Here is a 17,238-nt window from a genome sequence, read left to right on the forward strand (position 1 = left end):
TTCCTGTCAAACGCCGATCGGAGCGACGTCTGTGCCGGCCTGAACGGCGGACTTCTGCTGGGCGCTCAACGGTTGCGCGCCGAGTTGTGCGATTACCTGATCCCGTGGACCGTATAGACTGATCTTGCCTGCGTTCATTACCAGCAGGCGGTCTAATTGGGCCAGAATCGATGTGCGATGAGCAATGACGAAAACCGTCGCGCCCGTCAGCTTTATCTGTTGCAGCGCCAACGCCAGCGCTCGCTCGCCGACCTCATCCAGGTGAGCATTCGGCTCATCCAGAACGATCAGCCGCGGGCTGCCATAAATGGCCCGGGCCAGCCCGATTCGTTGCCGTTGGCCGCCCGACAGGTTGATGCCCCCACCGCCAATGACCGTATCGTAGCCGTCGGGCAGCATCAGTATCATTTCGTGTACGCCCGCGGTTCTGGCGGCCAGTACCACCTTGCTTGAGTCAACGACACCGAAGCGAGCAATGTTGTCGCTGATACTGCCTTCGAACAACTCAATGTCTTGCGGCAAATAGCCGAGATACTGGCCCAGTTCACTTTTGTCCCAGCTGGCAATGTCAGCGGTGTCCAGGCGGACCACGCCGTCCCGCGGTTTCCATACCCCCATCAAGGCCTTGGCAAGCGTAGATTTGCCCGAGGCACTGGAGCCGACGATACCGATCATTGTCCCTGCCGGCGCACTGAATCCGATGCCTTTGATGATCGGCGTCTTCGAGCCAGGTGCACCTAATGTGAGGTTTTCTACCGTTACATGACCGACGGGAGCAGGTAACTGCATGCGTTCGGACTCAGCCTTTTGCTGGTCGAAAACGCGGTTGAGCCGCGCATATTGCGAGCGGGCAGCGATAAACCCTTTCCAGCTGCCGATAATCAGATCCAGCGGCGCCAGAGCACGCCCCAACAGCACTGAACCTGCAATCACGAGCCCTGGGCTGATCTCATGGCTGACCGCGAGGTAAGCGCCAAGGCCGAGAATCAGCGACTGTACGAGCATACGGAAAGTTTTTGAAATCGTTGTGATGATTCCACTGCGGTCGCTAGCCCGGGATTGCAGCAACAGCACATTCTTTTGACGCAGACTCCAGCGTGAGATAAGGGCGTCAAGCATTCCCATGGACTCGATCACTTCGGCATTGCGCAAGTTCCTGGTGGTCTGAAGCGTCGCGCCAATGCTCTCCTTATTAGCCTCTGCGAGAACTTTGCCCGTGAGCCGTTCATTGATATAGGCAAGCATCAGCAAGACCAACGCACAACCGATAGCCATCCAGCCATACCATGGGTGAAACAGGAACAGCACCGCGATGTAAATCGGCAACCACGGCGCATCGAAAAAAGCGAACAGGCCGTTACCCGCCATGTACTGGCGCAACCCGGTCAGGTCACTGAGCGGCTGTGCCGAAGAGTCCGCACCGCCACTGTCCAATGCCCGCTTGAAGCTGGCTCTGTAGACATCGTGGCTGAGCAGTACATCGAGCCGGGTACCGACACGAATCATGATCCTCGAGCGTACCCACTCCAAAAGCCCCTGCGTCACGAGCAGCAAGATGAGGATAATAGTGAGCATGGCCAGGGTCGCCAGACTTCCGCCGGTAACCACTCGCCCATAGACCTGAAGCATGTAGAAGGTCGGAACCAACATCAGCGCATTGATGAAGAGACTGAAAAAGCCGACCGACATGAAACTGGATCTGCAGGCTCTCAAGGCCGCCTGGAGGTTGTTATCGGGCGTCTCATGCGTCATCTCGAAGCTGCCAATGTGTAATGTTGATCGGGCTTTGCAAAGCGCGCGAGTGTACCACCCGGGCACAGTCGACTGAATGAAATCGCCAACCCTTCACGTACAGCGCTCAACACCTTTCCGATATCCGGCGATTGATCGCTTCGGTTAAGTGAATGATGCTGCTTAAAACACGCAGCAAAAAAATGTAACATACGAAAAATCACGGTCGCCGATTCTATCCACGATGGATTCAGATACAGGAAACGGCCACCCAATCGTTGCGGAGTCTATTTTGATCAATTATTTCGCTTTACTCGCAAATATCGTCCGAGAACAAGCTGCTGCAACTGGCATGCTGATTCAAGATACAGCCCGCGAACTATTGGCCACCAATACCGTTCACTCCGATGGCGCTTGGTGGGCCGTGCATGGCAATGACCCCTTTTACACAGCCGAGCAAATTTACAAAACCGTCATCGGCGACCCGACTGCCGAAACCGTAGAACTGCTGTGTGGCAATATCGTTAACGTGTTCAGTGGCTTATGCGCGGAGCTCGGCCTGCAAAAACGCAGTATCTGGACCTACTCGGACTCTCAAGGTTTCTTTCAAGGTCATACCTACATTGAAATCTTTAATACCACGACCAACAAGTGGGAGATCCAGGACGCAGATTACAACGTTTACTACACCGATATTCGCACGGGTGAACGCGTCGGTGTAATGGACATGATGAATGCCTCCGATATTGAGTACTTCATCCCCAATAACTCGCAGACGAGCGGATGGGCAGAAACCGGCGCAGATGCCCTGCGCCTGGCCAATCTTTATGCGGCCCAGATGATCACTTCGGAACATAAGCTCTATACCAGTAACGACAGTTTAAGCGATACGTTGCTCAACAGTATTTCCAATTCACTTAGTGGAGTCTTTACCTATACGGTAGAGAGCGCTCCCGGTGACCCCAGCGTCACACACTTCACAGACAGCGACGCCATCATCAACAACGGAAGAGCCACAATATCCGGTACTTCCGGCGCGGATTTCATTTCATATGATGGCAGTACAAGCAGCCCGATTTTTGCCACACTCATCGGTGGCGCGGGTGATGATACCCTCGCCTTGCGATTTTCCGGTGGCCAGCTTTACGGCAATCAAGGCAACGACGTGCTGATCGGCGGTCTGTATTCCGACCTGCTGGTGGGCGGTACGGGCGACGATTACATCTCTGGCGGAGGCGGTGCAGACCAGTATGCGTTTTCCAAGGGCGACGGCGTTAATGACGTCATCGATAGTTTCGGTACAGGTACGGACCAACTAGTATTTCTCGGCGTGACCGGCACCGGTGGCACAGGGCGGACAAAGATTTCAGAGCAGGAGTTCAATTTCAGAGTCGACCAGAAGTTGACTGCAGATGGCGTTTATCTAAGTTATGACATCGATGGAGATGCACGTTTTGACGGCGGAATGTTGATAGACGGTCGAACTACCTTGCTCACCTCCAGCGACGCTACATTTTTGTTCAATGCGGATCCGCTCAAAGGTTTTAATACAACAACGGTTGCCGGCAACCCCGGATCCGGCTATGCAGAAAAAATTCATGGCACAAGCACGGCGGACAAGATCCTTTACACGGGCACACTCGGGGCAGAACTGGCCGGCAGCGTAACCGGGATGAACAGCGGCAACGACTCCATTCAGTCCCATTCGAATGCAAATTGTTCACTGTATGGGCAAGATGGCGACGACGTGTTGGCGGGAGGAGCTGGCGGTGACTTTATCGTCGGTGGCACAGGCAACGATCTCCTGATCGGCGGAAAAGGGCGAGATGTTTTCGTATTCAACGCAGGCACTGGCTCAGATACCATCCAGGACTTCAAACAAGGTGAAGACACCCTCTACATCTACGGCTGGACGGCTGACAAGGCTGTAACTCAGACGCTGCAAGAGAGTGGGTTGGTCGTAACGTTCGACACAGCGGGTGATGGCGCTCACGGTGGAAATATCACGCTACTCGGCCAGACTACCGTGTTGAATGCCACTGACTTTTACTTGAGCTAGATCCATGGTAAGCGAAGACATCGACAGGTCAACGATTCACAGACAATAGCATCAGCCCAACTGAAACCCGTAACACATAAAAAGGCCGATCAATGATCGGCCTTTTTCGTTCAATTACTCGCTTAGTTCAATTCGATCTTCTCGCGATTCCTGTCCAGAAGCGCTTTACCGATCCCCTTCACTTCCAGCAGTTCATCTACCGACGCAAATGGTCCATTGCTTTCACGATATGCAACAATCGCGTTGGCTTTGGCCTCGCCTACACCCGACAGTTCACGCTGCAGCGTTGCTGAATCGGCACGATTAAGATCGATTTTGCCCACTTGCCCCTTGGCGGCCACATCCAGTACCTGAGGTGCTTTGAGCACCTCGGGACTGGTCGCTGGAGCAGCGAAAGTAACGGCGGGAACACTGGTGAGAAGGGCAAAAACCAGAGAGTAGAAATAGCCTGTACGCATAATTGAAGCTCCATTACGGCGTTTTAGAAAGCAGCTTTTCCGAAGCTGCTCCTCAAACTTAGGCTATGTAATGTCACTGTCAAAAATATGTACATTGCAAAATATTAAACAATCAGGGTTCGAGGCGTCGCTGCTGGTAGATCCAGTCGACGATTTCACCATCCGGGGAGTAGCCGCTAACCGTGTCGCGCAACAACTGGCGAACACGCGCATAATCGTCTTGATCAACGGCGCGGAGCAATTCGCTCAGCTTGACCTTCAGCACATCCCAGGACAGATAATCCTCGTTGGCAGTCATGATCATCGGGTGCTGAGTGGCAGCCACGTTGTCACCGATCAACAATTCCTCATATAGTTTTTCACCCGGACGCAGGCCCGTGAACTCGATAGAGATGTCGCCATGCGGGTTTTTTTCCGAACGGACACTCAAACCAGATAAATGGATCATCTTCTCGGCGAGCTCGACAATCCTCACTGGCTCCCCCATGTCCAAAACGAAAACATCACCGCCCTGCCCCATGGAACCCGCTTGAATAACCAGCTGCGCGGCTTCGGGAATGGTCATGAAGTATCGAGTAATCTTGGGGTGGGTGACCGTCAGAGGCCCCCCCGACTTGATCTGTTTGTGAAATAGCGGAATAACCGAACCGGACGATCCCAGAACGTTCCCAAACCGCACCATTGTGAAGCGCGTCTTGTTAACCCGAGAAACGTTGGTCGTGTCACCGAACATTACCGGTGCCATCTCTCGACTGAGCGCCTGCAGCGTCAACTCGGCAAGACGCTTGGTACTGCCCATTACATTGGTAGGCCTCACAGCCTTGTCAGTCGAAATCAGTACAAAGTTGGAGACACCTGCCTGAAGTGCCGCCTGTGCTGTATTCAGCGTACCGATCACATTGTTTAGCAGGCCTTCGGCAATATTATGCTCGACCATTGGCACGTGTTTGTAGGCCGCGGCGTGATACACCGTATCCACACGCCAGGATTTCATCACATCCAGAAGTTTTTCCTGGTTGCGCACGGACCCAAGAATTGGCAAAAGACGGATCGACAATGACTCTCGTGCAATTCGCTGTTCCAGTTCGGACAAGATGCTGTAGAGATTGAACTCGCTATGCTCAAACAGCAAAAGTGTCGTGGGCCCGAGCGCCAGGATCTGACGGCAGAGTTCGGAGCCAATGGAGCCTCCAGCACCTGTGACCAGAACCGACTGCCCCTTGATGCAGTGTTCGAGCAAATCCCCCTGAGCCGGAACAGCATCGCGGCCGAGCAGGTCAGCAATGTCTACTTCCTGGATGTCGTCGACCTTGACCCTGCCACTGGCCAGATCCATGAATCCCGGGACACTTCGAACGTGCAGCGGAAAACCTTCGAGAAAACCAAGAATCTCGCGGCGGCGACCACGGTTGGATGAGGGGATGGCAAGGAGAATTTCCTGAGCGCCCGTGTTGTCGATCATTTGTTGGATATGTTTAGGTTTATATACTTGCAGCCCCGAAATGACCCTATCGGCAATACCGCTATCGTCATCGATAAAGGCAACAGGTCGCATGACCCTCCCCATTCGCAAGGCGGTAACGAGTTGATTGCCGGCGGCCCCTGCACCGTAAATCGCGACTTTTGGCAGGCCATCATCCCTGCTCGTAAACGGAACATGCTGAACCGCGCTGAACCAATCACCCATAAAATACTGGCGCATGGCGAAGCGCAATCCCCCGATCATGATAAGACTCAACCACCAGTAGTTGAATATGATCGAGCGGGGAACGACGTTCTGATGATTGCTGTACCAGTACAGCAAGACGCCCAGGATCAGGGACGATAATGTGACGGCCTTGATAATGGCAATGAGCGCATCATTTCCGAAGTACCGCATCACCGCGCGATACATGCCAAAGCGGATGAACAGGGGAATTGCCACGACAGGTGCGCTGACAAAAAGCCAAACATGCTGAGTGAGGGGGTTGACCATCTCGTCCAGCCCCAGACGTACAACAAACGCCATCCACAAGGCAAACCAGACCAGAAAAATATCAGTCAGAACCTGCAGAATGCGCTTATGTCGTCTTGGCAGACTTAATAAATGTGCCCGAATCTTATCCATAACCCCTCTAAACACCTCTTGAAGCTCCTGGCATTGATACCGCAACTACAGCTTTTGGTATCTCTTGTGGACAAGGCATTGCGTGATAGCCAGAGCAACCATCACGCATTGTTCGCGATTTCCAACTCGCCAGCGTGGAATTTGAATGCCAGCGCCACCAAAGGCACATAGGCAAGAATCAATCCTGTTGCACCATCCAGGTACTGCATGACGACCAATATAGCGACCGGCAATAACCACAACAAATTGACAGCGGCTATTGCGACTGTGACCACACGATGGCTGCCGAATCTCCGTGAAGCGTACTGGTATCCATGGCTGCGATGAGCCTCATAGACCTTGTCACCACGCAACAGGCGTCGCAGCAAGGTAAAAGTGGCGTCAACAATGAATACGCCTAACAGGATAAGCCATGCCCACAGAAACACCGGTGCAGTCCATGCGGCATGCAGGGCCAACACCGCCAGCACTATGCCTAGAAAACCACTCCCGGCATCGCCCATGAAAATACGCGCTGGCGGGAAATTCCAGACAAGGAAACCGAGTACGGCCATTGTCAGCACAAACGGGGCAATGGATAGACTCACATGACCGCCAATCCAATACACCAGACAAGCGCCGACACAGGTGCAAATCGCTTCGACACTCGCCAGTCCATCAATACCATCCATAAAGTTATAGAGGTTGAGCATCCAGACTAGAAAAAAAGCCCCGATGACATAACCAAACCATCCCAGACTTATTTCGTAACCGAACACATTGATCGGGGCCATGCCGCCGATCCAGAACAATGCCCAGATGGCACCAGCGAAATGCGCCAGCAGGCGCCACCGGGCAGCAATGTGTCCGTGGTCGTCAAGAAAACCTATGACTGCAATCCACCCACCGGCTCCAAGTAGAGCCAACGCCATGGGCCAGGCCATGTCATCTACCCAGACAAGTGCCGGTAACGCAATCAGAAAACTCAGGACGATGGCCACACCTCCACCGCGCGGTGTCGGGACCGAATGTGAACTTCGTGAATTCGGAATATCTATCAAACTGCGTGCCAAAGCATACTTGCGCAATGCACCCGTGGCCAAAAATGAAACACCAACCACAGCAGCCAACAACCAAATTGTGTTCAAAGATCAACTTCCTGAAACAGCCAAAATCAATTTTGCAATTGAACCAGCACTGCCGTTAGCCAGCTTATCGCTGCCTGTCTTTGTAGTAGTTCGCAGCCGACACCAGAGCTTCATCGACGCTGACGGGAGGAGTCCAACCCAGCAGTTTTCGAGTTTTGCTTATATCGACTTGCAACGACCCGCAAAGCCGTTGCGATAAAGCCTGCTTGCCTAAAAGCTGCGCTCCTCGCTCAAGCAGCACACTCGGAACAGGCAACAACCGTGCAGGCTTGCCCAGCGCTTGCCCCATGCGCCTCAACAGCTGCGTAGTGGACAGATCTTCCCCATCACTAACAAGGAAAATCTGATTCGCTGCAGCAGGGTGACGAATACAGGTCACTATCAAATCAACAAGATTGTCGAGCGCGACCAGACTGCGTCGATTATGGATAGCCCCGAATGGCAGCGGAACGCCCTTGTCCAGCCAGCGCATCATGTTCAGGAAATTGGCCCTGACACCCGGGCCGTAAACGAGCACAGGACGAATAATCACGACCTCCATCCCTGAATCGTTCGCGATTTCGCGCAACCCTTGCTCGGCCTCCATTTTTGAAACGCCATAGGGGTCCGCTGGCGCGGGTGGAGCATCTGCAAGATAGGGTTCATTGAGCGGCGTACCTTCACCATTCACCTTGATCGAGCTGATGAACACAAAACGTCGAACCCCCTGGCCAGCTGCCTGCCGGGCAAGATTCAGCGTGCCTTCGACATTCACTTTGCGAAACGCTACAAGCGGATCGGACTCGGTGTCATTCATCACATGGACACGCGCCGCGCTGTGAATGACGACCTCCACCCGATCCAGCGCTTGCGACCAATCGGCATCACTTTCGAGCCCGACAGTTTGAACAGTTGTAACGCGCGCCGGACAGTCAGGCAGGGCATGCCCGCGAATGGCGGCCACCGGTTCCAGATCTTCAGAAGCCGCTAACCGGCCCAGGACTGCACGGCCTACGAAACCAGTGGCACCTGTCAACAAAACACGCATTTTCAAACCTCGACGCCGCTCAGGGTTTCGACCAGACAGTACGGTTGATGTAGTCGGTGTAACTCAATACGACCCGAACCACCTGCTTGGACACCGGACCCGCCTGGTAATCCCTGACCACGGGGATGACACGCTGATCACGATCATGCTGACTGGTCACCACACGTACGGCATTGAGAACGCCATCCACTTTCAGGCCACTCATAATGAGTGTCCCTTCGTCCATCCCCTCCGGACGCTCATGTGCATTACGGATGGTAATGGCAGGCAAGTTCAGCAGAGAGGCCTCTTCAGTGATGGTGCCACTATCGGACAGGACGCAAAACGCCGACATCTGTAACTTGATGTAGTCAAGCAGACCGAACGGCTTGGAAAAGCGGATCAACGGGTGATCCAGCGATTCGCCTATCGCCTCCAGACGCTTGCGGGTACGGGGGTGAGTGGACACGATGATCGGAAACTTATACTCGTCGGCCAAGGCTCGCAGCGTCTTGAGCAAATCCCGGAGGTTTTCCGGCGTATCGACGTTTTCCTCTCGGTGAGCGCTGATGATGAAGAATTTATCCTGCTCCAGCCCCTCTCGAACCAGCACGTCGGAAGTGAGAATTTTCGGCATGTAGTAGTCGAGCACTTCCTCCATATGCGAACCGGTCTTGATGATGGTTTCAGGACGAATCCCTTCAGCGATCAGATAACGCCGGGCATGCTCGGTCAGAACCATATTGATATCGCTCAGGTGATCGAGCACCTTGCGATTGAGTTCCTCGGGAACTCGCTGATCAAAACAGCGATTGCCGGCTTCCATATGGAATACGGGAATCTTGCGGCGCTTGGCGGCAATGACTGCAAGACAGGTATTGGTATCGCCATAGAGTAAAAGCGCGTCCGGCTTTTCAACTTCAAATACTTCATCCGCCTTGGAAATCACCTCGGCGATGGTCTTGGCAGCCGTATCGCCGGCGGCGCCCAGAAAGTAATCGGGCTTTCGAATTTCAAGATCGTCGAAAAATACCTGATTCAATTCGAAGTCGTAGTTTTGGCCGGAGTGGACCAACACATGGTTGACCTGCTTATCCAGCTCAGCAATGACACGACTCATCTTGATAAGCTCTGGTCGCGTGCCGACCAGCGTCATGACCTTAAGCATCAAGTTTCTCCTGAATGTATTCCAGATTCAAAAGAACTTTCTTCACGCCTTCAACATCAAGACGCTCGGTATTATGCGAGGTGTAATCTTCAAGATCGGAAATCTCCTGCTCACCTTCAACAAAGAATTTCTTGTAGTTCAGGTCGCGATTATCCGCTGGAATTCGATAGTAACGCCCCATGTCTTCGGCTTTGGCCATTTCTTCACGGGAAATCAGCGACTCGTAGAGTTTTTCGCCATGACGGGTGCCAATGACCTTGACAGTATTGTCACGAGAGAACAGCTCCTTGAGCGCTTGCGCCAGGTCCGCGACTGTCGAGGCAGGTGCTTTCTGAACGAAAATATCGCCTTGCTCGGCATGCTCGAAAGCGTGCAGCACCAGGTCGACAGAATCCTCCAGCGACATCAGAAAGCGTGTCATGTTCGGATCAGTGACAGTCAGCGGCTCGTCATTTTGCAATTGGTTGATAAACAACGGAATCACTGACCCGCGCGAGGCCATGACATTGCCGTAACGAGTTGCGCAGATCACAGGTCCCGCTGCCGGAATCATCCGCGACCTGGCCACCATCAGTTTTTCAGCCATGGCCTTGGAGATACCCATGGCATTGATTGGATAAACAGCCTTGTCGGTACTTAGTACGACAACGCGCTTAACACCCGAAGCAATCGCGGCATTCAGAACGTTTTCGGTACCGATGACGTTAGTACGCACGGCTTCCATAGGGTAGAACTCGCAGGAAGGCACCTGCTTCAATGCTGCAGCGTGAAAAATGTAATCCACACCGACCATGGCCTGATCCAGGCTATCGCGATCACGAACATCACCGATATAGAACTTCACCTTGTCGTTCGACAGAGCAATGCGCATATCTTCCTGTTTTTTTTCATCGCGGCTGAATACACGAATTTCTTTTACGTCGGTATCAAGAAAACGCTTCAACACTGTATGACCAAATGACCCTGTGCCGCCCGTGATCATCAAAATTTTATTATCAAACATAACTACCATCCAAGACTTGATTGTATTTAATGATCAACGCGTTGCGCGCATTGATTTGACCAATTCCAACCATGAAGGTGGAACGTAACCGGTCGCGGATTGGAATTTTGATGAGTCCAGCGAACGATTAATAGAAAGATCACTGTCAGCGACGATATCGATTTCCTTTTCATAAACTTCTGCCACCAATTTCAGCAGAGACAATTTATCAATAGGTGCCACCGAAACATGATAAAGGCCCTTGAGCTCCGGGTTCGGGATCACATAATCTCGAATGACACGCGCCAGCTCCACGGTAGGAAGCCCCGAAAAAATGGCCTTTTCGTAGCCCTTGACGGACCCGTTCTGGGATAGAAACCAATCCACCAGCGAGTACTGGCTTCCCAGTTCGTGACCGATGATTGAAGTCCGGAGAGTGACTGCATTCGGCCGGGCATGAAGCTCGCCAATGTACTTGGACTTGCCGTAGAGATCCTCCGCATCGGAGACATCCTCTTCAGTGTAAAGCCCTTTACGTCCGGAAAACACGCAGTCGGTACTGATGTGAATCAAGCGAGCGCCAGACAGTTCGCACAACTTGGCAATGCGATGCGGCAACATGGCATTGATGGGAAGCGCTGAAAGGGGATCCTTGGCATCGGCCAGCTGCTTGATCAAGCCGACGCAGTTAATGACGACATCCGGCTTGACCCGTGCCAGCACCGAAACCAGCGAGTCCTGGTCCAGCACGTCAACATTACTGATTAACGAACTGCGAGTTTCGTCTGAAAAGTATTTTGCGCCACCTGGATTACGTAAAGTGCCCCACACCTCATAGCGTGGGTTTCCATGGAATTGCCTGAACACCGTGCTACCCAGCATCCCGGTGACCCCTAACACTAGAACTTTCATTTTGAGCTACCTTTCAATTCATTGATCCTGGTACAGAGGATTTCGACGAGACGCTGGCTTTGACGCTCCATTTCGAAATGCTCGAGGTAGTACGCCCTGCCCGACTGCCCCAGTGATTCCCGTTCATCCGAACTCATGTGGAAAAGTTGCTCAATGCACCTGGCCATACCTTCGGCATCTTGCGCCGGGCTCGTCAGGCCTGCATTGGCCTCTTGAATGACCCGAGCCCCTTCGCCATCCAGCGCGGCGACAATCGGCCTCCCCGCTGCCAGGTAAGCCTGGACTTTACTGGGAATGGTATAGGAGAACGCCTCATCTTGCTTCAACGTCACCAACAATCCCGTGGCTCGACTGAAAAAATGTGGCATTTCACTTAGCGGATACCGGCCGGCGAGGACAAGGTTGTCCAATGATCGGGATTTTTTCTGGCTTTCGATCCAGCTCAGCATGCTACCGCTGCCGACCAGCACAATTCGGAGATTGGATAGATGGCGAAGCCTGTCTGCTACCTCAACCAGGGTTTCGACCGATTGTGCGGTCCCCAGGTTGCCAGCAAAAACGAGACAGAAATGGTTTTCGAGCTCCGAAAGCAGCGATGCAGGAATCCGGGTCTCTTCGGAGCCTGGCGGAGTATCCTGATAACAATTTGGGTAATACACGACCTTGCCGGGATCAGCATAGCGAGCAACCGGCTCCCGGAATGCCCTCGACTGAACGAGTAAAGTGTCAACGCAGGCGTAAATGCCTCTGACCATCCACCCTACCACGCGCAAGAGCGATTTATTCCTGATGAATCCCGTCGCACTCAAACTCTCTGGCCAGAGATCTTGAACCCATACAGCCAGATGACTCTTGAGCTTCCATTTCAAATAGATGGCGGGAATGACCGACGTAATCGGGGAAGGTGCAAACACAAAAATTGCGTCGTAACGCTCGCCCTTTACAGCATCCGGGTAAAATTTCAGCCCATTTACGATATAAGACAAATAATTCAGTATCAGGTTTTTTGCGCCCGAAGAGCCGCGAGGTCTAAGCGGCGCACGGCATACGCTAACTGTCGTTTCGTAACTTTCTTCCTGATATCCGGAGGCATTGTAGCCGTCGAACACAACGCCATCGGGATAATTCGGCTTGCCGGTAAGAACTTTTACGATATGCCCCTGAGCAGACAAGTTCTTGACCAGATCGTTGATAATAAATGATTCAGGCCAAAAATACTGCGACACCACAAGAACTCTCATTTATCAAACACCCACTTTGCGCAACTTGGCCAATGCCAGCAACTCGGACCACGTTTTTTTTGAGGTTTGTTCCCAATCAAACTTATCACTTTGCGCAACCGCTGCAACGGCCAGATTTTTCAAGAGTTCCGGTTTTGTTAAAGCCTCTGTCAGTACGTCTGCTATGTCTTGGGAATCAAACGGCGAAAAATACAATGCTGCGTCTGCGCCAAACTCCGGCATGGGCATAACATTGGAGCAGATCATTGGCCGACCTGAAGCGAGCGCTTCAAGAAGTATGTTCGGGCAGTTCTCGCACGACGAGGCAAAAAGATTCAGATAAGCGTGGTGATACAGAGGCGGAAGTTCCTGATAAGGAATAGCGCCCAGTAGCAGGACCTGGTCTTCCAGACCTAGCGTTGAAACCAGAGCCTTTACGCGCTCGGCTTCCGGCAGATTTGTTTCCCCGACAAGAATCAGCGGGAACCTTTCGCGAAGCTCTTTTGGTAGTTTCCCGTAAGCACTGACTACTTGAAAATGATGCTTGTAAACGTCAAATCTCGACACATATAAAATGTACTCTTTCCCTGGTAAAAAATCCGGGCGAACAGTACTTTTGCCGTGTGTCCGAAATACAGAACCAATTCCATGAGGGATAGTAACGGCGTTTTTAACCTTGGTAAGCGATTCGATGACACCTCGTGCATAATTTGAAATAAAGATCGTCAAGTCAGCCTCAGACATGCTCTTGAGCATAATGCGGTTCAACAACCAATTTCTGACCCGTTGCAACCCGAACGGTAAACTTTTTCGTACGCGCAAATCAAAGGGAATCATGTTCCGAAACATCGTCGCAACCTTGCAATCTGCTGGTGCACGAGTGCTCACTACTCCCCCGGGACAAAACAGCAGGTCAGCGTTTTCAGCCTTCAAGATACCGGGTAACACCCACTTTTCCCACAAGGCTCTGACAAGCGGATTTTCTGTCGGCCAGGCAGGTTCGACTCGACGGATCCTTGGGTGATCCGGCAGCTTGAGTGACGAAGGGGCGAACACGAGGATATCAAGATCCTCGTCGAAGGGTACGAACTGAAAAAGATTAATCAGATATGTCTGACCTCCACCTAAGCGGGCAGAGAGCGCATTGAAAACTATCTTCATGGAAAACCTTTTGCTCAATCTGAATTAGCGACTATTTTTATCAAGCCAGGATTGGAACATCAGAATATTCCACAAATGAAGACTACGATCGTACGTTCCGTTTTGATGCTGGAGCCACGCCGAGCGAATTTTCTGACAATCGAAATAGCCCTCACTCCTGATTCGCTCCTCAGCCAGCAAGTCCTCTGCCCACTCTCTCAGTGGCCCACGCAACCATTGCGCCAGTGGAATAGAGAAGCCCGCCTTTGGTCTATCGAAGAACGAGGTAGGCACGTATCTCTTAAGCAGTTCGCGAAGCGGCCATTTCCCGACGCCACTTTTGATCAACTGCTCTGAAGACAAAGAAAACGCCAGTTCCGCGACTCGATGATCGAGCAAGGGCGCTCGGGTTTCGAGGCTCGCGCTCATGGCACCACGGTCGACTTTTACGAGCAGATCATCCGGCAGGTACTGAGAAACATCCCAGCGGCGCATTTGTTCGATGTAATCGCCCATCGACTCCCAAGAGACGTCGCCCTGATCCTGACCGTCAATACCCAGTACCACATTGTCTGTAGGTTGCCATTGCGACATCAAACCAGTGTACATTTGCGCCAGATTCTCCGAGGCGAGTAGTTCGGACATTCTGTAGATACGCCGACCATTCACTTTTGCTCGCAGGGCGCCTGGCAAAACAGAGCAGACGTTATCCCATCCTCGGGACGAAAGCGACCGCAGAGAGTAAGCCATGATTCGCCGTGCCGGCAATGGCAGCTTTTCTATCCGCGCCCATAAGCCAGCAGTAATTTGATAGCGAGGATAGCCGGCGAAAAGTTCGTCTCCGCCGTCTCCGGACAGTGCAACCGATACATGCTGCTTTGTCATCCTGGAGACCAGGATAGTTGGGATCTGAGAGGAGTCAGCGAAAGGTTCGTCGTATATTTCCGGTAAATGCGGAATTATGGAAACGGCGTCATCGGCCCCCAGATAAAATTCGGTGTGATTGGTCCCCAAGTGTTTGGCAATCGCCTTTGCATAAGGCGCCTCATCAAACTCAGGCTCTTTGAAACCAATCGTGTAAGTATTGATACTCGAAGTGCTTTGCGACTGCATCAACGAAACAATCAGGCTTGAGTCGACCCCTCCGGACAAAAATGCCCCCAGAGGAACATCGGCGATCATTTGCGATTTTACAGCGGCAGACAATCGTTCACCGACAACGTCCACAACCTCTTTGTCGCTGGCCCGAGACAGTTCACGCCTTAACTCACTGGTTTGCGGTAACGACCAATACGAAACAGGTGTCTGCAGGCAAGAAAAAGAATCAATACTCAAATAATGCGCTGGCGCCAGTTTTTTAATGCCTTCATAGATTGATTCAGGTGCGGGAACATAGCCGTATCTTACAAACTTCGCCAATGCATGACGGTCAATTCGTAACTCGCTCCTAAATGCCGCCTTGATTGCCTTCAACTCGGAGGAAAAAACAAAGCGGCTGCCGACGATGCCATAATAGAGGGGCTTCTCCCCCATCCTGTCTCGTGCCAATGTAATCGTCTTGTTAACCTTGTCCCAGACGGCAAAGGCAAACATACCCACCAGATTCTCGAGGGTTTTTTGCACACCCCACGTTTCTATCGCCGCCAATAAAACTTCAGTATCAGAGTGACCACGCCAAACACGTTTCAGACCCATTTCAATGAGCTTTTCACGCAACTCATTAAAATTATATATTTCGCCATTGAAGATGATAATGAACCGTTCACTATCGGAAACCATCGGCTGACTGCCGTGTACCGACAACTCCAGAATGGAAAGCCGCCGGTGGCCCAGCGAAACCCCACTATCGGCATCTGACCAAACTGCTCCATCGTCAGGCCCGCGATGTATCAGAGCATCCACCATTTTGCCAACGGCAACGGCGCTTTGCTGATCCAGCTTCCAGCCGACAACTCCCGCAATTCCGCACATACCTACTTTCTCACTCCAGTGAAAATCTTTAAACTCACTTCAAAACCCGAACGAGTTTCATCGCGAAGAATAAACCTAATGACATCACATAAAAAACCAACGAGTTCAGCAAGTAAATTTCACCATACCAAACCCAATGCATAACCGATGCCGCGCAAAGCATATATAGAAAAATTCGTAAGAAGTCGTCGTCACGGCAGCGCGAATCAATCAAACGCAAGAAGCAGACACTTATGAATCCATTGAGAAAAACACCGAACAAGCCGAAGTTCTCAAAAGCCACACCCGCAACATGTATTCCACCGAGGCCGGTTATGTAATACCAGAGGGCTGGATTATCCACCATGATGGGCTTCTCTACACCAAAGGCCGAGTAGATTGGAGAAGGAGCCAACGAAAGGAACATATCGAGATATGTCTGACCATATCGCAGGTGCTCGCCATCCCAGAAACTGGTCAACTGCTGAACCAGCGGCAGAATTATCGCGTTCCATGAGTTGAACAAAAAATACTGAGTAATATTATCCGATGTTAAATCAACATCCATACGACTCATTGAAACAAGCACACCAGAGACCAGGACAAACACCAAAAAAGCCGTGATCAATAACAACACCTTCAGCTTGACAAACTTATTATAACGAAACATCAAACCAAGAATATAGGCTACAACCAGCACGACAAAATCACGATCTCCGGTCATCGCGTTGGCAACACAATAAGACATCACCAGCACCACCGAAACCAAGAACATCAACCTCGATGGAAAGGCGAATGCCAATGCGGTAATCGCGATGATCGAAAAAACCACTACCGATTCTACGCCTGCGAACATCTCGAGTAGCGCGTCTGCGTTGATGAACCTGAAAGCAATAAAAAAGATGGCCAACGTAAGAAAGATCGATCCCGCCAACTTGAAGTCCGTCGCGGAGAAAAAAGCAGTCTGGCGTGGCTCCAGGCTTCTGCCAGGCACCAGGAGCGACAGAAGATAGGCAAGCAGTCCGCCAAGGACGCCAAGAAACCAGACGAGCGAGAGCCTGTAAACCAACAAATCATCCAGGTAAAAATCATAGTCTCCGATAGGCCATAGCGTAATAGTCTCGCCCCACAGGCAGCTCACAAGACCAAGAAATGGCACCGAATAACACACGGCGTACAATGCAACCAGATACTTCTTGGATATCAGACACAGAACGCATTGCGCGATCAAAATCAGTAAGCATGTCGAAACCAGAAATATGACCATTAGTCTTAACCGACAAAGACAAAACAACAGGACTGCAAACCAGATTGAATACTGGCCCCCATGTTACTTTCAGCCATGCCCCTCGCGCACAAACAACCTGCACCAAGAGCA

General features: G+C 51.8%; 13 protein-coding genes. 1 reads left to right on the forward strand and 12 read right to left on the reverse strand.

The features are described 5' to 3' along the window. Nucleotides 1-6 precede the first annotated feature (6 nt). Complete coding sequence (locus tag AC3ITY_RS24685) at nucleotides 7-1,752, reverse strand: type I secretion system permease/ATPase (protein WP_489305541.1); 1,746 nt, start codon at nucleotides 1,750-1,752, stop codon at nucleotides 7-9. A 271-nt stretch (nucleotides 1,753-2,023) separates the two neighbouring features. Between AC3ITY_RS24685 and AC3ITY_RS24690 the strand changes: the two genes are divergently transcribed. Further along, on the forward strand, nucleotides 2,024-3,790 hold the full coding sequence (locus tag AC3ITY_RS24690; protein ID WP_489305543.1) for a calcium-binding protein: 1,767 nt from the start codon (nucleotides 2,024-2,026) through the stop codon (nucleotides 3,788-3,790). A gap of 122 nt (nucleotides 3,791-3,912) precedes the next feature. Here AC3ITY_RS24690 and AC3ITY_RS24695 read toward each other — a convergent pair whose 3' ends face one another. From AC3ITY_RS24695 to AC3ITY_RS24745, 11 genes are all read right to left on the reverse strand, one after another. After that, complete coding sequence (locus AC3ITY_RS24695; protein WP_489305544.1) at nucleotides 3,913-4,248, reverse strand: ComEA family DNA-binding protein; 336 nt, start codon at nucleotides 4,246-4,248, stop codon at nucleotides 3,913-3,915. Nucleotides 4,249-4,360: 112 nt separating this feature from the next. After that, the gene (locus AC3ITY_RS24700; protein ID WP_489305545.1) at nucleotides 4,361-6,355 is read right to left on the reverse strand and encodes a polysaccharide biosynthesis protein; all 1,995 of its coding nucleotides are present in this window, start codon (nucleotides 6,353-6,355) and stop codon (nucleotides 4,361-4,363) included. Between the two features lie 101 nt (nucleotides 6,356-6,456). After that, complete coding sequence (locus AC3ITY_RS24705) at nucleotides 6,457-7,482, reverse strand: MraY family glycosyltransferase (protein WP_489305547.1); 1,026 nt, start codon at nucleotides 7,480-7,482, stop codon at nucleotides 6,457-6,459. Nucleotides 7,483-7,546: 64 nt separating this feature from the next. Continuing rightward, nucleotides 7,547-8,509, reverse strand: a complete 963-nt coding sequence (locus AC3ITY_RS24710; RefSeq protein WP_489305549.1) for a UDP-glucose 4-epimerase family protein — start codon at nucleotides 8,507-8,509, stop codon at nucleotides 7,547-7,549. Nucleotides 8,510-8,528: 19 nt separating this feature from the next. Beyond that, the gene (gene wecB, locus AC3ITY_RS24715) at nucleotides 8,529-9,656 is read right to left on the reverse strand and encodes a non-hydrolyzing UDP-N-acetylglucosamine 2-epimerase (RefSeq protein ID WP_108215425.1); all 1,128 of its coding nucleotides are present in this window, start codon (nucleotides 9,654-9,656) and stop codon (nucleotides 8,529-8,531) included. Further along, nucleotides 9,649-10,659 (reverse strand): polysaccharide biosynthesis protein, encoded by a 1,011-nt coding sequence (locus AC3ITY_RS24720; RefSeq protein ID WP_223456234.1) that lies wholly within the window; start codon nucleotides 10,657-10,659, stop codon nucleotides 9,649-9,651. The genes wecB and AC3ITY_RS24720 overlap by 8 nt, the downstream gene beginning before the upstream one ends. A 33-nt stretch (nucleotides 10,660-10,692) precedes the next feature. Beyond that, on the reverse strand, nucleotides 10,693-11,550 hold the full coding sequence (locus AC3ITY_RS24725) for a dTDP-4-dehydrorhamnose reductase family protein (RefSeq protein WP_223456233.1): 858 nt from the start codon (nucleotides 11,548-11,550) through the stop codon (nucleotides 10,693-10,695). Continuing rightward, the gene (locus AC3ITY_RS24730) at nucleotides 11,547-12,791 is read right to left on the reverse strand and encodes a glycosyltransferase family 4 protein (RefSeq protein WP_489305552.1); all 1,245 of its coding nucleotides are present in this window, start codon (nucleotides 12,789-12,791) and stop codon (nucleotides 11,547-11,549) included. Before AC3ITY_RS24730 ends, AC3ITY_RS24725 begins: the two co-directional genes overlap by 4 nt. Before the next feature lie 3 nt (nucleotides 12,792-12,794). Then, entirely contained in the window at nucleotides 12,795-13,931 is a 1,137-nt protein-coding gene (locus AC3ITY_RS24735; protein WP_489305553.1) for a glycosyltransferase family 4 protein, read from the reverse strand. 24 nt (nucleotides 13,932-13,955) lie between these two features. Further along, a complete protein-coding gene (asnB, locus tag AC3ITY_RS24740; RefSeq protein ID WP_489305555.1) occupies nucleotides 13,956-15,881 on the reverse strand; it encodes an asparagine synthase (glutamine-hydrolyzing) in 1,926 nt (641 codons plus the stop codon). A gap of 34 nt (nucleotides 15,882-15,915) precedes the next feature. After that, complete coding sequence (locus tag AC3ITY_RS24745) at nucleotides 15,916-17,019, reverse strand: hypothetical protein (protein WP_489305557.1); 1,104 nt, start codon at nucleotides 17,017-17,019, stop codon at nucleotides 15,916-15,918. Nucleotides 17,020-17,238: the final 219 nt, after the last annotated feature.

Source organism: Pseudomonas sp. GL_091 (assembly GCF_057837725.1).